Origin of the sequence: Microbacterium sufflavum, assembly GCF_023091155.1 — a bacterium.
GTDB lineage: Bacteria > Actinomycetota > Actinomycetes > Actinomycetales > Microbacteriaceae > Microbacterium > Microbacterium sufflavum.
Genome location: NZ_JAHWXK010000002.1, coordinates 72,121 through 92,203 on the forward strand (window position 1 = coordinate 72,121; position 20,083 = coordinate 92,203).

The 20,083-nt window shown below is 68.3% G+C and carries 21 protein-coding genes; 18 read left to right on the forward strand and 3 right to left on the reverse strand.

What is annotated here, in order from left to right:
- Positions 1-43 precede the first annotated feature (43 nt).
- From KZC56_RS14900 to KZC56_RS14960, 13 genes are all read left to right on the forward strand, one after another.
- Complete coding sequence (locus KZC56_RS14900; protein ID WP_136031331.1) at positions 44-517, forward strand: cell division protein SepF; 474 nt, start codon at positions 44-46, stop codon at positions 515-517.
- A 3-nt stretch (positions 518-520) separates the two neighbouring features.
- Positions 521-820, forward strand: coding sequence for a YggT family protein (locus KZC56_RS14905; RefSeq protein ID WP_136031333.1), 300 nt, complete (start codon positions 521-523; stop codon positions 818-820).
- Between the two features lie 181 nt (positions 821-1,001).
- A complete protein-coding gene (locus KZC56_RS14910; RefSeq protein WP_136031335.1) occupies positions 1,002-1,595 on the forward strand; it encodes a DivIVA domain-containing protein in 594 nt (197 codons plus the stop codon).
- Positions 1,596-1,691: 96 nt separating this feature from the next.
- Entirely contained in the window at positions 1,692-2,252 is a 561-nt protein-coding gene (gene lspA / locus KZC56_RS14915; protein WP_247638914.1) for a signal peptidase II, read from the forward strand.
- A 2-nt stretch (positions 2,253-2,254) separates the two neighbouring features.
- Entirely contained in the window at positions 2,255-3,175 is a 921-nt protein-coding gene (locus KZC56_RS14920; protein ID WP_247638915.1) for an RluA family pseudouridine synthase, read from the forward strand.
- Positions 3,176-3,231: 56 nt separating this feature from the next.
- Complete coding sequence (locus KZC56_RS14925) at positions 3,232-3,804, forward strand: GNAT family N-acetyltransferase (protein WP_241115776.1); 573 nt, start codon at positions 3,232-3,234, stop codon at positions 3,802-3,804.
- Between the two features lie 121 nt (positions 3,805-3,925).
- Positions 3,926-4,531, forward strand: coding sequence for an RNA polymerase sigma factor (locus tag KZC56_RS14930; RefSeq protein WP_247638916.1), 606 nt, complete (start codon positions 3,926-3,928; stop codon positions 4,529-4,531).
- On the forward strand, positions 4,506-5,591 hold the full coding sequence (locus KZC56_RS14935; RefSeq protein WP_247638917.1) for a hypothetical protein: 1,086 nt from the start codon (positions 4,506-4,508) through the stop codon (positions 5,589-5,591). Before KZC56_RS14930 ends, KZC56_RS14935 begins: the two co-directional genes overlap by 26 nt.
- Before the next feature lie 70 nt (positions 5,592-5,661).
- A complete protein-coding gene (gene dnaE / locus KZC56_RS14940) occupies positions 5,662-9,180 on the forward strand; it encodes a DNA polymerase III subunit alpha (protein ID WP_136031345.1) in 3,519 nt (1,172 codons plus the stop codon).
- Between the two features lie 68 nt (positions 9,181-9,248).
- Positions 9,249-10,490 carry a hypothetical protein gene (locus KZC56_RS14945; protein ID WP_247638918.1) on the forward strand — a complete coding sequence of 414 codons (1,242 nt, stop codon included), beginning with the start codon at positions 9,249-9,251 and terminating at the stop codon, positions 10,488-10,490.
- A 1-nt stretch (position 10,491) separates the two neighbouring features.
- Positions 10,492-11,796: a histidinol dehydrogenase gene (hisD, locus tag KZC56_RS14950; protein WP_136037295.1), complete on the forward strand. Its 1,305-nt coding sequence runs from the start codon at positions 10,492-10,494 to the stop codon at positions 11,794-11,796.
- A gap of 10 nt (positions 11,797-11,806) precedes the next feature.
- Positions 11,807-12,277, forward strand: coding sequence for a transcriptional regulator NrdR (nrdR, locus tag KZC56_RS14955; RefSeq protein ID WP_136037296.1), 471 nt, complete (start codon positions 11,807-11,809; stop codon positions 12,275-12,277).
- A gap of 10 nt (positions 12,278-12,287) precedes the next feature.
- Complete coding sequence (locus KZC56_RS14960) at positions 12,288-13,325, forward strand: quinone-dependent dihydroorotate dehydrogenase (RefSeq protein WP_247638919.1); 1,038 nt, start codon at positions 12,288-12,290, stop codon at positions 13,323-13,325.
- On the opposite strand, the gene KZC56_RS14965 is transcribed toward KZC56_RS14960, so the two are convergent.
- Complete coding sequence (locus tag KZC56_RS14965; protein ID WP_136031354.1) at positions 13,300-13,872, reverse strand: DUF3043 domain-containing protein; 573 nt, start codon at positions 13,870-13,872, stop codon at positions 13,300-13,302. The two genes, KZC56_RS14960 and KZC56_RS14965, sit on opposite strands and share 26 nt — an antisense overlap.
- A gap of 45 nt (positions 13,873-13,917) precedes the next feature.
- Here KZC56_RS14965 and KZC56_RS14970 point away from each other — a divergent pair, with 45 nt between their 5' ends.
- The 5 genes from KZC56_RS14970 to KZC56_RS14990 all read left to right on the forward strand — a co-directional run bounded on the left by KZC56_RS14970 (position 13,918) and on the right by KZC56_RS14990 (position 18,967).
- Positions 13,918-15,321, forward strand: a complete 1,404-nt coding sequence (locus KZC56_RS14970) for a dipeptidase (RefSeq protein ID WP_206253306.1) — start codon at positions 13,918-13,920, stop codon at positions 15,319-15,321.
- A 69-nt stretch (positions 15,322-15,390) separates the two neighbouring features.
- Positions 15,391-15,753 (forward strand): iron-sulfur cluster insertion protein ErpA, encoded by a 363-nt coding sequence (gene erpA, locus KZC56_RS14975; RefSeq protein WP_136031358.1) that lies wholly within the window; start codon positions 15,391-15,393, stop codon positions 15,751-15,753.
- Between the two features lie 142 nt (positions 15,754-15,895).
- Positions 15,896-16,792 (forward strand): aa3-type cytochrome oxidase subunit II, encoded by an 897-nt coding sequence (gene ctaC / locus KZC56_RS14980; protein WP_136031360.1) that lies wholly within the window; start codon positions 15,896-15,898, stop codon positions 16,790-16,792.
- A 3-nt stretch (positions 16,793-16,795) separates the two neighbouring features.
- Complete coding sequence (gene ctaD, locus KZC56_RS14985) at positions 16,796-18,529, forward strand: aa3-type cytochrome oxidase subunit I (RefSeq protein ID WP_205812734.1); 1,734 nt, start codon at positions 16,796-16,798, stop codon at positions 18,527-18,529.
- A 3-nt stretch (positions 18,530-18,532) separates the two neighbouring features.
- Positions 18,533-18,967 carry a cytochrome c oxidase subunit 4 gene (locus KZC56_RS14990; RefSeq protein ID WP_025105064.1) on the forward strand — a complete coding sequence of 145 codons (435 nt, stop codon included), beginning with the start codon at positions 18,533-18,535 and terminating at the stop codon, positions 18,965-18,967.
- Positions 18,968-19,035: 68 nt separating this feature from the next.
- On the opposite strand, the gene KZC56_RS14995 is transcribed toward KZC56_RS14990, so the two are convergent.
- Together KZC56_RS14995 and KZC56_RS15000 are read right to left on the reverse strand one after the other, a co-directional pair.
- On the reverse strand, positions 19,036-19,455 hold the full coding sequence (locus KZC56_RS14995; protein ID WP_247638920.1) for a rhodanese-like domain-containing protein: 420 nt from the start codon (positions 19,453-19,455) through the stop codon (positions 19,036-19,038).
- Between the two features lie 83 nt (positions 19,456-19,538).
- Positions 19,539-20,075 carry a GNAT family N-acetyltransferase gene (locus KZC56_RS15000; protein WP_247638921.1) on the reverse strand — a complete coding sequence of 179 codons (537 nt, stop codon included), beginning with the start codon at positions 20,073-20,075 and terminating at the stop codon, positions 19,539-19,541.
- Positions 20,076-20,083 lie beyond the last annotated feature (8 nt).

The following is a 20,083-nucleotide window of genomic DNA, read 5'->3' on the forward strand; positions in this document are numbered from 1 at the left end:
CCTGTGACAAGACCAGCCCGAGACGTTCGAACCGGAGGACACGATGGGTAACCCGCTGAAGAAGACCATGGTGTATCTCGGCCTCGCCGACGAGGAAGAGGTCTACGAGGAGGAGACGCAGGCACCCGCCCGCGCCCACCGTGAGCGCGAGCGCGAGCGTGAGGAGCCGACCCCGGCCCCCGTCACGCCCCTCCGTCGTCCCGTCGCCGTCCGTCAGCCCGCAGCAGGAGCCGTGAACGAGATCCTCACCGTCCACCCGAAGCAGTACCGCGACGCGCAGCTCATCGCGGAGAACTTCCGCGAGGGCGTCCCGGTCATCATCAACCTCTCCCAGATGAGCGACGCCGACGCGCGGCGCCTCATCGACTTCGCGAGCGGTCTCTCCCTCGGCCTGTACGGCCGCATCGAGCGCGTCACCTCCAAGGTGTTCCTGCTCTCGCCGGAGAACATCGCGGTGTCCGGGCACGGGGGAATCGCGCACGCGGACGCCGAGTCCGCGGGCTTCGACCACTCCTAACCCGTGCAGCTGGTCTCGGTCCTCGCCAGCATCGTCCACCTGGTGCTGCTGCTGTACATCTTCGTGCTCTTCGCGCGGCTTATCCTGGACTACATCCCCCTGTTCAACCGGGAGTGGCGTCCGAAGGGATTCGGCCTCGTCGCCGCGGAGGCCGTCTACACGGTCACCGATCCGCCGATCCGGTTCTTCCGGCGGATCATCCCGCCGCTGCGCATCGGGCAGCTGTCGCTCGATTTCGGGTTCGCGCTCACCCTGCTGGTGGTGCTGATCCTGATGAACATCGTCCGGCTCTTCATCCGCTGACGCCGTGGCGTGTCGCGCCTCAGGGCGCCGGTGAGTTCGCCGAGCCTGGGTGTCGCGGCGTCGCGAGGCCAAGGCTCGGGGGCTATGCTGGCACCCAGGTGCGCGCCCCGGGTTCGCGCCACATCACGAACACGCCATACATCGGTACTGGCAATCGAACTCATCGAAAGAGGAGCCACCCATGGCACTTACCCCGGATGACGTCGTCACCAAGCAGTTCCAGCACGTCCGCTTCAAGGACGGCTTCGACCCGGACGAGGTCGACGACTTCCTCGACGAGATCGTCATCGAGTGGCGCAAGGCCCTCGAGGAGAATGCCGAGCTGAAGGCCAAGCTGGCCGCGTACGAGTCCGGTGCCGCGCCCGCCGCCGCCGAGACCCCCGCCCCGAAGCCGGTGGCCGCGCCCGCCGCCGAGGCCACGCCCGCCGAGCCCGCTCCGACCGGTTCTGCCACGGCGACCGCCGGGATCATCGAGCTCGCCCAGCGTCTGCACGACGAGCACGTCGCCGAGGGTGAGGCCAAGCGCAACGCGCTCATCGCGGAGGCGGAGACCGAGGTCGCTCGCATCCGCACCGAGGCCGAGGCCAAGCAGCGGGAGGAGTCGGCGCGTCTGGAGCGCGAGCGCAACACGCTCGAGGCCCGCATTACCGAGCTCCGCAACTTCGAGCGCGACTACCGTGCTCAGCTGCGCGGCTACATCGAGGGTCAGCTCCGCGACCTCGACGAGAAGTCGGCTTCCACGGACTCCACGCCCGTCTCCGCGATCGGCCTGTAAGGCGTCGCGTTGACAGGACGTCGTCCCCTTCGTCGGTCGGCGGCCGGCGCGCTCGTTGCGATTCTCGCAGCGGTCGTGCTGGCCGCCGATCAGTTTGTGAAGTACCTCACCATCGAGCACCTTCCGCTGCACGAGGTCGTCCCCGTGCTCGGGGAGTTCCTGCAGCTGTATTACATCCGCAACCCCGGAGCGGCGTTCTCGCTCGGGTCCGAGGTCACGTGGATCTTCACGATCGCCCTCGCGGTCGTCGCGGGAGTGATCGTCTGGAAGGCCTTCGGCCTGAGGTCCCGGTTGTGGGCCGTCGTCCTCGGCTGCCTGCTCGGCGGTGTGCTCGGCAACCTCAGCGACCGGCTGTTCCGCGAGCCCGGGTTCCCGGTCGGCCACGTGGTCGACATGATCTCCATGCCGTGGATGATGCCCGCGATCTTCAACGTCGCCGACATCTTCATCGTCACCGGCATGATCTCGGTGGCACTGCTGGTGGTGTTCGGCCTGCGCTTCGACGGCACCCGCGAGCGCGACCACGCGCCGGTGGAGACCGATGAGGACGCGGAGGCCGTCGCGGCCGAGCACGAGGCTGCGCTGAGCGAGAGCGACCGCGTCGTCGACGGACGCGCGTCGGCCGAGGCAGGGTCGTCGTCTCCCGAGGAGCGCTGAGCGTGGAGTCGCGCTCTCTCCCCGTCCCGGACGGGCTCGACGGCACGCGCGTCGACGCGGCCCTCGCGAAGCTGCTCGGCTTCTCGCGGACGTTCGCGGCGGAGGTCGCGGCGAGCGGCGGTGTGCGGCAGGACGGCGCGACGCTCGACAAGTCGGACCGTCTGCACGGCGGGGCCTGGCTCGAGGTGGAGTGGCAGCCCAAGGAGGCGCCGAGGATCGAGCCGATCGCGGTGCCCGAGCTGGGCATCGTGTATGACGACGACGACATCGTGGTGGTCGACAAGCCCACCGGGGTCGCCGCCCATCCCTCGCTGGGCTGGGAAGGGCCCACGGTCGTCGGGGCTCTGGCCGCCGCGGGTTTCCGGATCGCCACGAGCGGGGCTCCGGAACGGCAGGGAGTGGTGCATCGGCTCGATGTGGGCACGAGCGGGCTCATGGTCGTCGCCAAGAGCGAGAGCGCGTACACCGCGCTCAAGCGCGCGTTCAAGGAGCGGACGGTCGAGAAGATCTATCACGCGGTCGTCCAGGGACACCCCGACCCGCTCGTCGGCACGATCGACGCGCCCATCGGGCGCCACCCGAATCACTCGTGGAAGTTCGCGGTCGTGCCGGACGGCAAGCCATCGGTCACGCACTACGAGACGCTCGAGGCGTTTCCCGGAGCCTCGCTGCTGGAGATCCACCTGGAGACCGGGCGCACGCATCAGATCCGCGTGCACATGGCCGCGCATCGTCACCCCTGCGTCGGGGACCCGCTGTACGGCGCCGACCCCACGCTGTCCGCACGGCTCGGGTTGACGCGACAGTGGCTGCACGCCCACCAGCTCGCGTTCGCGCACCCGACCACCGGCGAGTGGGTGCAGTTCGAGTCGCCGTATCCGGCCGACTTCCGGCACGCGCTGGACGTGCTGCGCGGGGAGTAGCGGCTGTCCCGGGGTGCCGCGCGCGCGGTGTCGGTGGTATGCGCCACACTGACCGCATGAGCATCGTGGTGCGCCCCGCGACCGTCTTCGACGACGTCGCGACACTGGTGGGTCCGAAGAAGCCGACGTCGAACGTCTGCTTCTGCCTCAGCTATCGGATCGGCAACAAGGAGAACGTGTCCCTGCGCGGGCAGGCTCGTGCGGATCGCGTGCGCGAGCTGTGCCACCAGGACCCGCCGCCGGGCGTCATCGCGTATCTCGACGATGAGCCCGTGGGGTGGGCGGCTCTGCATCCCCGGCGTGACACCAGCTTCGCGCGCAATCGCCTCATCCCGCACGTCGACGATCTGGACGTCTGGTCGCTGTGGTGTTTCCGCGTGCGCCCGGGATTCCGCAAGCAGGGTGTCTCGCACGCGCTGATCGACGGCGCGGTCGCGTACACCAGGGAACGCGGGGCTCCAGCGATCGAGGGATATCCGGTCGACAACGCGGGGGAGAAGGTGAACCTCACGATGGCGTACGTGGGGACCCGGTCCCTGTTCGAGGGTGCCGGCTTCACGAAGGCCGCCGACACCGGGTCCGTGCTCGACGGGTTCCCCCGGGTGCTCATGCGTCTCGACCTGCGGTGACGGGCCGTCGTGGAGTGACCGACCGGGTGAGTGAGGACCGGGGAACGCGCGGCGGATCGGTCGTCGACGGGGCGCCGCGACGAGTTTCGAACCGGATCGTGCTTCTGAGGCAATACATAGTGTGAGCACAGACAGCGAGATCATTCAGCGGTCGCTCGGGCACCCCCGGGCGTTCGCCGAACTGTTCGACAGACACGCCGGCGCGGTGGGTGGCTATGCCGCCCGCCGCCTCGGGATGGATGCCGGAGAGGACGTCCTCAGCGAGACGTTCCTCGTCGCCTTCGCGCGGCGGTCGTCGTTCGACACGTCCTGGGACTCCGCACTCCCGTGGTTGTACGGCATCGCGTCGCGGCTGATCAAGAAGCACAGGGCGCGCGAGGCGAAGCACCTGCGGTCGGCGGCGCAGTCGGCGGCGCGTGAGGAGCACATCGCTCACGGCGATCTCGACGGGACGATCGCCCGGCTCGACGCCGAGCTCTCGGCCCGTCAGCTCGCCCCGCTGATCGCCGCGCTGTCGGCGAAAGACCGCGAGACTCTTCTGCTCTACGCCTGGGGCGACCTGAGCTACGAGGAGATCGCGCTCGCCCTCGGCGTTCCCGTGGGAACGGTGAGGTCCCGCATGAACCGGGTGCGGACACGGTTGGATCCGGCGCGCGCCCGCGGTCGGAACACGATGGTCACGGAGAAGAAGGGAGAAGTCGATGGACGTTTTCGAGCGCGTGCGTGAGGTCAACCGGGGGGCCGGCCTCAGCGAGGAGCACCTGACGTCGGCCAGGGCGCGGCTTCTCACGGGGATCGACGCGGGGGTGGCGGCCGAGCGGTCACGGAGGGTGCACCGGCCGCTGTTCCTCGTCGCCGGGGCGGTCGCGGGGGTCGCGGCCGCCACGGCCGGGGTCGTGGTGCTGAGCCAGCTGACGGCACCGGAGCCGCGCGTGGAAGCCGTGCCGGTGCAGACGCTCGATCCGCGCCCGCACGGCGACCCGCTGCCGCGTCCGTCGGCGACGTCGGGGACGGGTGCGACCGAGCCGTTCCCCGGTACGACCCCGCAGGCGGGGCAGTATCTGCAGATCCGCTACACCAGCGACGCGCTCTACTTCCGGGATGGTGTGGGGGGCGTGTTCCGCTGGCCGCGGAGCGGCGACCCGCAGACCATCTCGGCCGCCGTGATGCGCTCGCACGCAGTGGACTACGTGCCGGCCGACCGCGCCGGCACGTGGGTCAGCCGCTATGGGCCCTCGATGGAGCGCGTCGAGCTGTTCGGCACCGATACCGAGGTGATGCGATGGACGTGGGACAGCCTCGCGCCGTACCGGCCAGAAGTTTCTGAGCTGCAGTCGGTCGGCGGGCGGCAGTACGGTGACCTGCCTCCGGTCGGTGGCCCCGGCTACTACGACGCCGCGCCCCGGGATCCGCAGGGGCTGCTCGACTACTGGTCGAGTTTCTTCGCCGAGGCCGGCGGTGCGCGCGATGACTCGGTGCTCATGGAGATCCTCAGCCAGCTGAAGCAGAACATCGCGCCCCCGGACGTGCGGTCGGCGTATCTGTCCGCTCTGCAGCTCACGGGACGTGCCACGGTCGACTCGACGGCGGGTTCGGAGGTGACGTATCGCGTCGAGTTCACCGATATCGACGCGCGGACCGAGACGATCACGATCGACACCACCACGGGATGGGTCGTCGAGTCCGCGATCTGGTACGTGAAGCAGTCCGGGCAGGATCTCGTGCCGTCGGGTGTGCCGGACGAACGAACCACCTACGACGTGTCGATCGTCGACGCGATCCCCTGACAGCCACGGCGACCCGGACACGGGCCCCGGCACCGATCTCGGTGTCGGGGCCCCGCCGTAGACTCGGAACATGGCATCCGATTCCTTCGTCCACCTGCATGTGCACAGCGAATACTCGATGCTGGACGGCGCGGCGAAGATCAATGCCATGACGCAGGCGGCGGCCGATTACGGCATGCCGGCGATCGCCGTGACCGACCACGGCAACACGTTCGCGGCGTTCGAGTTCTACCGGGCGGCGCAGGCCGCGGGCATCAAGCCGATCGTCGGGCTGGAGGCGTACGTCACCCCCGGCACGCACCGCAGCGACAAGACCCGCGTGCAGTGGGGCTCGCCCGATCAGAAGAGCGACGACGTCTCGGGGTCCGGCGCGTACACCCACATGACCATGTGGAGTCAGAGCACCGAGGGGATGCACAACCTCTTCCGGCTCAGCTCGCTGTCGAGCATGGAGGGCTACTACTTCAAGCCCCGCATGGACCGCGAGCTGCTGCAGACCTACGGCAAGGGCCTCATCGCGACGACCGGGTGCCCCTCGGGCGAGGTGCAGACGCGTCTTCGTCTCGGGCAGTACGACGCGGCGCGGGCGGCGGCGGCGGAGTTCCAGGACATCTTCGGCAAGGAGAACTACTTCGCCGAGATCATGGACCACGGCCTGTCGATCGAGCGCCGGGTGATGACCGACCTGCTGCGGCTGGCCAAAGACCTGGGCATCCCGCTGGTGGCCACGAACGACTCGCACTACACGCACCAGCACGAGGCCGACGCGCACGAGGCGCTGTTGTGCGTGCAGTCGGGGTCAACGCTCGACGACCCGAACCGCTTCAAGTTCGACGGCGACGGGTACTACATCAAGACCGCGGCCGAGATGCGGCAGCTGTTCCGCGATCACCCGGAGGCGTGCGACAACACGCTGCTGATCGCCGAACGCTGCGAGGTGGAGTTCAACACCTCCGCCAACTACATGCCCCGCTTCCCCGTGCCGGACGGCGAGACCGAAGACAGCTGGCTCATCAAGGAGGTCGAGAAGGGCCTCCACTACCGCTACCCGAGCGGTATCCCCGACCGGGTGCGCAAGCAGGCGGAGTACGAGACCGGCATCATCCTGCAGATGGGGTTCCCTGGCTACTTCCTCGTCGTCGCCGACTTCATCAACTGGGCCAAGGACAACGGCATCCGCGTCGGTCCCGGCCGAGGCTCCGGTGCCGGATCGATGGTGGCGTACGCGATGCGGATCACCGACCTCGACCCCCTGGAGCACGGTCTCATCTTCGAGCGCTTCCTCAACCCGGACCGCGTCTCGATGCCCGACTTCGATGTCGACTTCGACGACCGCCGCCGTGGCGAGGTCATCGAGTACGTGACGGAGAAGTACGGCTCCGAGCGCGTGGCACAGATCGTGACCTACGGCACGATCAAGTCCAAGCAGGCGCTCAAGGATGCCGGCCGCGTGCTCGGGTTCCCGTTCAGCATGGGGGAGCGTCTGACCAAGGCCATGCCCCCCGCCGTGATGGGCAAGGACATGCCCCTCGACGGCATGTTCGACTCCGCGCACCCGCGCTACAAGGAGGCGAGCGAGTTCCGGGCGCTGATCGAGACCGACCCCGAGGCGAAGACGGTGTTCGATCGCGCGCTCGGGCTCGAGGGCCTCAAGCGCCAGTGGGGCGTGCACGCTGCCGGTGTGATCATGTCGTCGGAGCCGCTGCTCGACATCATCCCCATCATGCGCCGCGAGCAGGACGGGCAGATCGTCACGCAGTTCGACTACCCGTCGTGCGAGACGCTCGGCCTGATCAAGATGGACTTCCTGGGGTTGCGCAACCTCACGATCATCTCGGACGCGCTCGACAACATCCGCATGAACCGAGGCGAGGAGCTCGACCTCGAGCACCTCGGACTCGACGACCCCGCGGTGTACGAGCTCCTCGCGCGCGGCGACACGCTGGGCGTGTTCCAGCTCGACAGCCCTCCGCTGCGGTCGCTCATGCGCCTGATGAAGCCGGACAACTTCGGTGACATCTCGGCCCTCATCGCGCTGTACCGCCCGGGCCCGATGGGCGCGAACTCGCACACGAACTACGCGCTGCGCAAGAACGGCCAGCAGCAGATCACGCCGATCCACCCGGAGCTCGAAGAACCCCTGGCCGAGATCCTGGAGGAGTCGTACGGCCTCATCATCTACCAGGAGCAGGTGATGGCCATCGCGCAGAAGGTCGCCGGGTTCAGCCTCGGTCAGGCCGACATCCTCCGTCGCGCGATGGGCAAGAAGAAGAAGTCCGAGCTGGATAAGCAGTACGAGGGCTTCGCCGGCGGTATGAAGGAGCGCGGCTTCGGCGAGGGCGCGATCAAGGCGCTGTGGGACATCCTCCTGCCCTTCTCCGACTACGCGTTCAACAAAGCGCACTCCGCCGCGTATGGTCTCGTGTCCTACTGGACCGCGTACCTGAAGGCGCACTACCCGGCCGAGTACATGGCGGCGCTGCTGACGAGCGTCGGCGACTCGAAGGACAAGATGGCGCTGTACCTGAACGAGTGCCGCCGCATGGGTATCCGGGTGCTGCCGCCCGACGTCTCGGAGTCGATCAACTTCTTCGCCGCCGTCGGCGACGACATCCGCTTCGGTCTGGGAGCGGTGCGCAACGTGGGCACCAACGTCGTCGACGGGATCGTGCAGGCCAGGAAGGATGAGCGCTTCACGTCGTTCCACCACTTCCTCGACAAGGTCCCGCTGCATGTCGCCAACAAGCGCACCGTGGAGTCACTCATCAAGGCGGGCGCGTTCGACTCGATGGGCGACACGAGGCGTGCGCTGCTGGAGGTGCACGAGGACGCCGTGGAGGCCGCGGTCGACCGGAAGCGCAACGAGGCTCAGGGCGCGATCGGGTTCGACTTCGACAGCCTGTACGACGGGCTGGAGGAGGTCGCGCCGGCCAAGGTCCCCGCTCGACCCGAGTGGATCAAGAAGGACAAGCTGGCGTTCGAGCGGGAGATGCTCGGGCTGTACGTGTCCGACCATCCGCTCGCGGGCCTCGAGGTGCCTTTGGCGAAGCACGCGTCGATCTCGATCCATGACCTCAACAACTCGGAGGACCTGCAGGACGGCGACCAGGTGACGGTCGCGGGCCTGGTCACGAGCGTGCAGCACCGGGTGGCGAAGGCCAGCGGAAACCCGTACGGCATGATCACGGTCGAGGACTTCAACGGCGAGGTCACCGTGATGTTCATGGGTAAGACGTACACGGAGTTCCAGCACACCCTCCAGCAGGACGCGATCCTGGCCGTGCGGGGGAGGGTGTCGCGCCGCGACGACGGCCTCAACCTGCATGCCCAGTCGGCCTTCGCACCCGATGTGGGCTCGTTCGACGCCGCAGGCCCGCTGTCGCTCGTGCTCGCGGAGCAGCGCGCCACCGAGCGCGTGATGCACGAGCTCGCCGAGGTGCTGCGACGGCACAACGGCGAGACCGAGGTGCTGCTTCGGGTGCACCGCGGCGGGACGGCGAAGGTGTTCGAGGTCCCGATGCCGGTGAAGGTGTCGGCCGACCTCTTCGGCGACCTCAAGTCACTGCTCGGCCCGACCTGTCTGGGGTGAACGGGTAGGATCGGGAGCCGTCGACAGCACCGCCACGGCCAGAGTGCGCCGGTGATGAAAGGACCACTATGAGCACGGAACTTCCCGAGCCGGATGCCGCCGACGCGGTGTTCAGCGACGAGGACGGCGTCCTCTATGACGACGAAGTGACCCCGGAGTACGGCATCCTCGGCTTCACGCTGCGTGAGCTGTTGATCGTCGGCGTCTGGCTGGTGTCGTTCCTCGTCTCCTTCTTCCCCCTCAGCGGCGGCGTCTCGCTGTGGGGCATCGGCATCCAGTGGATCCTGCCGATCGGCGTCCCGATGGTGGCCGTGTTCCTGCTGGTGCTGCGCCGGTTCTCTCCCGACGGCATCCGCCGCGTGGGCTCGTTGGGCATTGATCAGTTCGCCTCCGTCGCCTTCGCCGTATCCGCGTGCGTGTGGGCGGGCAACCTCTGGCTGGCGGTGTCCGCCGCGATCGCCACGGGTCAGTGGGGTCTGCCGTGGAACGCGCTCGTGCAGGTCATCACGTCGGTGGCGCTGGTCGTCCTGACCGTTTTCGCACCGCTGATCCCGGGGCTGCGTGAAGACTTCCAGGGTCGGCTGGTGACTCTCGCGCACCGGAACGCGAATCCCGTCCGGCCGGTGATCGCCCGTCCGCGCCCGGAGTCGACGTCCGGGGAGACTCAGGACGAGGCGGCGGTGGGGTCGCCGGAGGAGTCCGACACGGACGCGGTCACCGACACCGGACCCCCCACCAGCCCGGACACCGCAACCGACGCCGTCACCGACGTGGTACCCGATGCGGTCGATGGCGATCGGCGTCACGCCGACACCGACTCGTACCCGGCCGACTACTCGGACCGGATCCCGCTCACTGCGCACGCGTCGGGCGGAGGCACGGGGACGATACCCGTGGCCGACGAGGAGGAGTACACGCCGAGCTACTCCCGGCGTTCCCGCGCCGAGCAGCCCGAGATCGTCTCCGACACCGGGAGCATCGAGTCCCTCCTCGGCACGACCGCTCGGGAGGAGACAGGAGCGGTCGATGTCCCCGACGATGCCACGGCCGTCCATCCGATCGTCGCGGACGAGCAGGACGACGACGTCGAGGCCACGATCCCCCGCCAGTACACGGAGGCGGCGCAACCGTTCTGGATCCTGGCGCCCACCGAGCGCGATGTGCACGACGAGCGCGGCGAGCCGATCTTCCGGGTGGGGCCGACCGCGTGGGCGCTGGTGATCGAGGATCGCGGAGGGGCCTACGTCGTTCGCCATGACGACGGCCGCATCGGATACCTCCACGACATCACCGACATCACGAAGGGCTGACATGCGCACGATCGATCTGCGGGGGCGCGAGCTCTCGCCCGCGGACATGCTCGCGGCCGTCCCCCGCGCCACGCAGGCGCGCGCGGAGGCGCTCGACACCGCGGCACGCCTCGTCGAGGAGGTGCGGGAGCGCGGTGAGGGTGCGCTGCGAGAGCAGGCGGAGCGGTTCGACCGGGTCGTCGGACACGAGGTTCGCGTGCCTGAGACGCACATGACGCAGGCCCTCGACTCGCTCGATCCGGCAGTGCGGGCGGCGCTCGACGAGGCGATCCAGCGCGTGCGCCTGGCCTCAGCCGCTCAGGTCCCGGCCTCGCAGGTCACGACCATCGGCGCGGGTGCCACGATCACTCAGCGGTGGCAGCCCGTGCACAGGGTCGGTGTCTACATCCCCGGCGGAAAGGCCGTCTACCCGTCGAGCGTCGTCATGAATGTCGTCCCCGCGCAGGTCGCCGGGGTGCAGCAGATCGCCCTGGCCTCGCCGCCGCAGGCGGATCAGGACGGTCGTGTCCACCCGACGATCCTGGCGGCCGCGGCTCTGCTCGGAGTGACCGAGGTGTACGCCATGGGAGGTGCGGGAGCGATCGGTGCCTTCGCGCACGGTGTCCCCGGTCTCGGCCTCGATCCCGTCGATGTGGTGTCGGGCCCCGGCAACAACTACGTCGCCTCGGCCAAGCGGGCCGTGGCGGGCGTCGTCGGAACGGACTCCGAGGCTGGAGCGACCGAGATCCTCGTGGTCGCGGATTCCACCGCCGATCCGCGTCTCGTCGCCGCCGACCTGGTCAGCCAGGCCGAGCACGACGAGCAGGCGTCGGCCGTGCTCGTCACCGATGCGGAGGGACTCGCGGACCGGGTCGTCGCCGAGGTCGAGCGGCTCACCGCGGCGACGCGCCACAGCGCACGTGTCGCTGCCGCGTTGGCTGGTCCGCAGTCCGCGGTCGTCCTGGTCGACGACCGCGCGATGGCGGTGGCGTTCAGCAACGCGTACGCGCCGGAGCACCTGGAACTGCACCTGTCCGACGCCGAGCAGGCAGCGGCGGCGTTCACCAGCGCCGGCGCGGTGTTCGTGGGCGACCACACCCCGGTGAGCCTCGGCGACTACATGGCGGGGAGCAACCACGTGCTGCCGACCGGCGGCCAGGCGCGCTATGCACCGGGCCTCGGCGCCTATACCTTCCTCCGTCCGCAGCAGGTCGTCTCCTACGATCGCGCCGCCCTGGCCGCGGTTCGCGAGGGGGTCGTCGCCCTGGCGAACAGCGAAGCGCTGCCCGCGCACGGCGAGGCGATCGAGGCGCGGTTCACCGCGTAGGATCGGTCAGATGCACTGCCCCTTCTGCCGTCACCCCGACTCCAGGGTCATCGATTCCCGCACCAGCGACGACGGACTCTCGATCCGCCGTCGCCGACAGTGTCCGGAGTGCGGAGGACGGTTCTCGACGACGGAGACGGCCAGCCTCAACGTGATCAAGCGCTCGGGCGTGATGGAGCCGTTCAGCCGGGAGAAAGTGATCTCCGGCGTGCGAAAGGCCTGTCAGGGGCGTCCGGTGACGGAGGCCGACCTGGCGATCCTCGCGCAGCGCGTGGAAGAGGCGGTGCGTCAGACCGGGGTGTCCCAGCTCGATACCAACGAGATCGGCCTGGCGATCCTGGGTCCGCTGCGTGAGCTCGATGAGGTCGCGTTCCTTCGATTCGCGAGCGTCTATCAGGCGTTCGACTCTCTGGAGGACTTCGAGGCGGCCATCGGCGATCTCCGCGCCGACCACGCGAAGGCGGAGGCGGGCGACCGGTAATCTGGCAGGGATGTATCCCCTCCTCTTCCGCGCCGTCCTGTCGCGCTTCGATCCCGAGTTCGCCCACCACGCCGGCATGGCCGTCATCCGTGCCGTCGGTGTCCCGCCGCTGTCCTGGGCGACCCGCGCGATGACCAGGCCGGATCCGTCACTGCGTGTGGAGGCGCTGGGCCTCACGTTCCCGTCGCCGTTCGGTATCGCCGCGGGCTTCGACAAGAACGCGGTCGGCGTACGAGGTCTCGCCGCGCTCGGCTTCGGACACGTCGAGGTGGGCACGATCACGGCGATCCCGCAGGACGGGAATCCGAAGCCCCGGCTCTTCCGCTTGATCGCCGACCGTGCCGTGATCAACCGGATGGGCTTCAACAACAGGGGAGCGGATGCCGCGGCCCGTCGTCTGGCCCGGCTCCGGCGGGGCGCGCCGGACACGGTCATCGGGGTCAACATCGGCAAGAGCCGCGTGGTCGATGTCGAGGACGCGACCGCCGACTACGTCGCGTCAGCCACCCGGCTCGCGCCTCTCGCCGACTACCTCGCGGTGAACGTCTCCTCTCCGAACACTCCGGGCCTTCGCGGGCTTCAGGCGGTGGAGACGCTGGCGCCACTGCTGCGCGCCGTCCGCGACGCTTCGGGCTCGACCCCGCTGCTGGTCAAGATCGCGCCCGACCTCGCCGATGATGAGATCACCGCGATCGCGCAGCTCGCCGTGTCGGAGGGACTCGCGGGGATCATCGCCCACAACACCACGATCAGCAGGGACGGGCTCGTCATCGATGCCGCGACGGTCGAGGCTGCGGGTGCCGGCGGGCTCTCCGGTGCTCCGCTCAAGCGGCGCTCTCTCGAGGTGTTGAGGGTCGTCCGTTCCGCGGTGCCCGAGGACTTCTGCGTGATCGCGGTCGGCGGAGTGGAGACGGCCGCCGACGTGCAGGAGCGTCTGGACGCTGGAGCGACCCTGGTGCAGGGGTATACGGCGTTCCTCTACCGCGGCCCGTTCTGGGGTCGCGAGATCAACCGCGGGTTGGTCAGTCGGGGTACTGCCCGCGCTTGACCTGCGGCTTCGGCAGGCGCATGAACCGCATCTGCAGTGCGCGCATGCCGGCGTACCATCCGAGGCCCTTCTCGACGCGGTCGGCGCCGAACTTCGCGGCCGCCTTGCGCTTGACCCGAAGGCCGAGCAGGATCATGCCGCCGATCGCGATGACGAGGTACGCCATCATGAACAGGTACGCGTAGAACGAGATCATGAGGTTCGTCGGTAGGAGTGACGCCAGGATCACCAGCACCATGACGCCCATGACGAACTCCGCCGGGTGCCAGCCCGCGTCGACGTAGTCGCGCACCCAGCGCCGCTGCGGGCCCTTGTCGCGCACCGGGAGGTACTTCTCCTCACCGGCGGCCATCCCCGCCTGGGCGCGTGCGCGCCGCTCGTTCAGCTCGGCCCGGGCGGCCGCCTTCGCCTCCTTGGTGTTGGCCACCAGCGGCCGACGTCGCGCGGCCTCCTGCTCGGCGCGGGTCGGCGTGGCGCGCCCCTTGCCGACGGCGGGCGTCTGCGGGGCGTCGTCGTTCGTCGAAGGGGAGACGGGGGTAGTGGCCACGGGTTTCCTCGGTTCGCTGAAGATGGTCACCTTAAGATTACTCGCATGACCTCACCTGCACTTCCCAGCGAGTCCGACGCCGCCGTCCTCGAGGCCGTGGCCACCGGCATCCCGTCCGCGCTGTCCGATCTGGGGCACCTGGTTCGCATCCCCGGCATGGCCTGGCCCGCGTTCGATCAGACGCAGCTGGAGCGCAGTGCGGACGCCGTCGCGACGCTGGCCAGGGACACGGGGGTGTTCGACGAGGTGCGTGTGCTGCGTGCCGCGATCCCGGGCGCCGATGAGCACGGACAGCCCGCGGTGCTCGCGACCCGCGCTGCTCGCAACGGCAAGCCGACGATCCTCCTCTACGCCCACCACGATGTGCAGCCCCCCGGCGACGACGCCCTCTGGGAGACCCCGCCGTTCGAGCCGACGGTGCGCGACGGCCGCCTCTACGGACGCGGGGCCGCCGATGACAAGGCGGGGATCATGGCCCACATCGGTGCGATCCGCGCGGTGTCGTCGGTTCTCGGTGCCGACCTCGACCTCGGGATCGCGATGTTCATCGAGGGGGAGGAGGAGTACGGCTCCCGCTCGTTCGCCCAGTTCCTCGCCGACAACAAAGACGCCCTCCGCGCCGACGCCATCGTCGTGGCGGACTCCGGCAACTGGGATTCGGTGACGCCCGGGCTCACCGTGTCGCTCCGGGGGAACGCCCGGTTCACGATGAAGGTCCGCACGCTCGACCACGCGTCCCACTCCGGGATGTTCGGTGGCGCGGTGCCCGACGCGATGATGGCCACCGTCCGGCTGCTCTCGACGCTCTGGAACGCCGACGGATCGGTCGCCGTCGAGGGTATGACGAGCCGCGAGGCGGAGACGCCGGAGTACGCGGAGGCGACCCTGCGCGACGAAGCGGGTCTCCTTCCCGGCACGATGCCGATCGGCGACGGGACGATTCTGAGCCGCATCTGGAACAAGCCGTCGGTGACCGTCATCGGCATCGACGCGACGAGCGTTTCGGCCGCGTCGAACACGCTGCTGCCGGAGGTCACCGTCGTGATCAGCGCGCGGGTGGCACCCGGGCAGACGGGGCAGGAGGCATATGACGCGCTGGAGCGGCATCTGCGTGCCCACGCCCCGTTCGGCGCCGAACTGTCGTTCTCCGACGTCGACCTGGGCAACCCGTTCCTCGTCGACACCAGCGGCTGGGCGGTCTCGCTCACCCGCGACGCGATGCGCGACGGCTACGGCGTGGCGCCGGTCGACCTGGGAGTCGGCGGGTCCATCCCGTTCATCGCCGACCTCGTCCGCGAGTTCCCCGACGCGCAGATCCTCGTGACGGGAGTGGAAGACCCGCATTCCCGCGCGCACAGCCCGAACGAGTCGCTGCACCTGGACACCTTCCGTCATGCGGTCGCGACCGAGGCGCTGCTGCTGGCACGGATGAACGCCGTCGAGCTCTGAGCCCGTCGCGGGAAGCGGCGGTAGAATCGTCACAGAAGCCGTGTATCGCGGCCCGTCCCAAGGAGTGACATGACCGACACCACCCTGTCCGCAGAGACCACCCGCGCACACGGCGTCAGCCTGACGGACGCCGCGGCCACCAAGGTCAAGAACCTTCTCGAGCAGGAGGGCCGCGACGATCTGCGTCTGCGCGTGGCCGTCCAGCCCGGAGGCTGCTCCGGCCTGATCTACCAGCTCTACTTCGACGAGCGCTTCCTCGAGGGCGACGAGACGGTCGACTTCGACGGCGTCGAGGTCATCGTCGACAACATGAGCGTCCCGTACCTCGACGGCGCGTCGATCGACTTCAAAGACACGATCTCCGAGCAGGGCTTCACGATCGACAACCCGAACGCCGCGGGAAGCTGCGCCTGTGGAGACAGCTTCCACTGATCTGCGGATTTCCGGACCACGGCCGTCGTCACCTCGCGTGACGGCGGCCGTTTCGCGTGCGGAACCTGCGTGGATGGCATGAATCGGGTGTGAGGTTGCTCTAGACTTGAACGTGCCCTGTCCGCAATCTGAAAGGTGCATCGTGCCCTCGAAACGCCGCCTTCGTTGGGCCGCACTCCCTGTGGGAGTCGTGGCAGCTGTGGCTCTGGCGGGATGTACTCCCACCGAGCTGAACGGCTTTCTTCCGGGCTTCGTGGAGGGTGGCCCGGCAGCGACCAACCAGACGGAGCGCGTGTCGTCGCTCTGGGTGAACTCCTGGATCGTTCTTCTCGCCGTCGGCGTCATCACCTGGAGCCTCATGGCGTGGGCCGCGATCGCGTACCGCCGGCGCAAGGGGCAGACCGGTCTCCCGGTGCAGATGCGCTACAACATGCCGATCGAGATCTTCTACACGATCGTGCCGCTCATCCTCGTGCTGGGCATGTTCTTCTTCACGGCGCGCGACCAGACCGAGATCGAGACCAAGTGGGACAACCCCGACGTCGAGATCACCGCGATCGCCAAGCAGTGGGCGTGGGACTTCCAGTACAACGGCGACACCGAAGACGACACGGTCTGGACGATGGGCATCCAGGCCCAGCCCGATGCCGAGGGCAACATCGACAAGGCCGAGCTCCCGACGCTGGTGCTCCCCGTCGACAAGAAGGTCACGATCAACCTTCAGTCTCGCGATGTGATCCACTCCTTCTGGATCATCGACTTCCTGTACAAGAAGGACATGTTCATCGGCAAGGACAACTCCTGGTCCTTCATCCCGACGCGCGAGGGCGAGTACGCCGGCAAGTGCGCCGAGCTCTGCGGTGAGTACCACTCGATGATGCTGTTCAACGTGAAGGTCGTCTCCCAGGAGGAGTACGACGCCTACCTCGAGTCGCTCGAGGAGAAGGGCAACACGGGCGACATCACCGACGCGTACGACCGTCTCTCGAACCTCCCCGGCACCTCCGGGAAGACCGACACCGAGGAAGGAGAGGAGTAAGTCATGTCGACCACTGAAGCTCCTCGCACCGACGAGGCACCCCGCTCCCGTCCCACCACTCTGCCCGCACGTCAGGCGGCTCTCATGAGCTCCTCGCGTGTGGAGCAGAAGGGCAACATCGTCGTCAAGTGGATCACCTCCACCGACCACAAGACCATCGGGTACATGTACCTGATCGCGTCTGTGCTGTTCTTCCTCCTCGGCGGCGTGATGGCCCTGGTCATCCGCGCCGAGCTCTTCGCGCCGGGCATGCAGATCATCCCGACGAAGGAGCAGTACAACCAGCTGTTCACGATGCACGGCACGATCATGCTGCTGATGTTCGCGACGCCGCTGTTCGCCGGTTTCGCCAACGCGATCCTGCCGCTGCAGATCGGTGCGCCCGACGTCGCCTTCCCGCGTCTCAACGCCTTCGCGTTCTGGCTGTTCCTCTTCGGGTCGACGATCGCCGTCGCCGGCTTCCTCACCCCGCAGGGTGCCGCGTCCTTCGGCTGGTTCGCCTATCAGCCGCTGGCCAACGCCTCGTTCTCGCCGGGTGCCGGTGGAAACCTCTGGATGCTCGGTCTGGGCATCTCCGGCTTCGGAACGATTCTCGGTGCGGTGAACTTCATCACCACGATCATCACGATGCGTGCCCCGGGTATGACCATGTGGCGCATGCCGATCTTCTCGTGGAACACGCTGATCACCAGCCTGCTCATCCTGATGGCGTTCCCGGTGCTCGCGGCCGCGATCTTCGCCGCCGCCGCCGACCGCGTCCTCGGCGCTCACGTCTACGACCCGGCCAACGGCGGTGTGCTCCTGTGGCAGCACCTGTTCTGGTTCTTCGGCCACCCCGAGGTGTACATCATCGCGCTGCCGTTCTTCGGCATCGTCTCGGAGATCTTCCCGGTCTTCAGCCGGAAGCCGATCTTCGGCTACAAGACGCTGGTGTACGCGACGATCGCGATCGCCGCGCTGTCGGTCGCCGTGTGGGCGCACCACATGTACGTCACCGGTTCGGTGCTGCTGCCGTTCTTCGCGCTGATGACGATGCTCATCGCCGTCCCGACCGGTGTGAAGATCTTCAACTGGATCGGCACGCTCTGGCGAGGGTCGGTCACGTTCGAGACGCCGATGGTCTTCGCGCTCGGCTTCCTGGTGTCGTTCGTCTTCGGTGGTCTGACCGGTGTCATCCTCGCGGCCCCGCCGCTGGACTTCCACCTCAGCGACTCGTACTTCGTGGTGGCGCACTTCCACTACGTGGTGTTCGGCACGGTCGTGTTCGCGATGTTCGCGGGCTTCTACTTCTGGTGGCCCAAGTGGACGGGACGCATGCTCAACGAGCGTCTGGGCTACGTGCACTTCTGGATGCTGTTCGTCGGCTTCCACATGACCTTCCTGATCCAGCACTGGCTGGGTGTGGACGGCATGGTGCGTCGCTACGCGGACTACTCGGCGGCCGATGGCTGGACCTGGCAGAACCAGGTCTCCACGATCGGCGCGATCATCCTCGGCGCCTCGATGCTGCCGTTCTTCCTGAACGTCTGGATCACCGCGCGCAAGGCGCCCAAGGTGACGGTGAACGACCCGTGGGGTTACGGCGCCTCGCTCGAGTGGGCGACCTCGTGCCCGCCGCCGCGGCACAACTTCACGTCGATCCCGCGTATCCGCAGCGAGCGTCCCGCGTTCGACCTGAACCACCCGGAGGCGGCCGAGTTCGCGACCACCGCACCCGGCGAGCGAGAGGGCCACTGAGTCATGCGCGATAACGTCATCATCTGGTGGGTCCTGACCGCGTTCTTCGCCCTTGTGGGCGTCGTCTACACGGGCTGGAACATCCTCGCCCACCCCGGCCTGCCGCTCGTGAATCAGATCGAGTGGGTCGGCACCGTGGCGCTGTTCTTCTCCGCCTTCATGGGAGCGATGGTCGCGTTCTACCTCGACCGCACCCACAAGGCGCAGAACGGTGAGCTGCCGGAAGACATCCTGACCTCCGACATCGACGACGGTGACCCCGAGCTCGGAGAGTTCAGCCCGTGGTCGTGGTGGCCGCTCGTGCTCGCCGCTTCGGCAGGCGTGTTCGTTGTCGGGCTCGCGGTGGGGCACTTCCTCCTGCCGATCGGTCTCGCGATCTTCGTGGTCGCGATCGTCGGCTGGGTCTACGAGTACTACCGCGGGAACTTCGCCCGCTGAGCGCTGTACCTGCGAAAGGCCCCCCGGATCGTTCCGGGGGGCCTTTCCCGTGTGTGTGAGCGCGGCGTTCAGGCGCGCGTGCGGATCCGTGGAATCCCGGTGAGAGGATCGACGGGGCGGTGGTGCACGCCATCGGCATCTTCGACCGGGTAGCCCTCTCGCACCCAGTACTCGAATCCGCCGATCATCTCGCGGACCCGATACCCGAGGCGGGCGAACTCGGCCGCGCCCCGCGTACCGCCGTTGCAGCCGGGGCTCCAGCAGTACACGACGACCTCGGCGTCGGGGGAGATCTCCTGCGGCGCCCGGGCGGCGATCTCACTGTGGTGCATGTGAACCGCGCCCGTCACGCGCCCCTGGGTCCACGCCTCCGAGGACCGGACATCGACCACGACGAGCTGTTCGCCCGTGGTGCGCGCGGCGTGCACGTCGGCGGGATCCGTTTCATAGGCGAGCTTGGCGGCGAAGTAGTCGGAGCGCGAGATCATGTCTCCACGCTAGTTCCCGCTCTGGCCGCGTGGCGCAGTGAGACGGACGTCGGTCGTGCGGATTCTGCCGTTGGCCCCCGCTGTCAGTGGCGCCGCGTCATCTGCACGCGCGTTCCGTATGCGTCCAGCCCGAGGGCGTGCTCGATGCTCACGAGGGACTCGAGGAACGGCGTATCGGGAGTGCTCACGGCGAACCCGCACGTGGCGTAGAACGGGGCGTTCCAGGGAACCTCGACGTAGGTGCGCAGGGTGATGCGCTGATTCCCCCGTCGAACGCTCTCGTCCAGCGCGGCATGCACCAGCTGCCGACCGATACCCCGGCGACCGTGATCGGGGTGGACCGACAGTTGCTCGAGATGCCCATCTCCGTCGATCTGCAGGACGTGGGCGAAGCCGACGACGGTGAGCGCAGAGCGGGCGGGATGCGCGGCACGGCGCGAATCGACCACCTCGGCGACCAGGACGTAGCCATCATGGGCGGCGCGCTCGGCCGCCGTCGCCGGGGGCGGCCAGTCCTGCGCGCGGAAGCGTTCGACCAGGAGACGATCGGCCGCGAGCTCGATCTCCTCCAGAGCAGCGATGTCCTGCGGCTCCGCCGGCCGGATACGCACGCGTGTCATAGCGACGC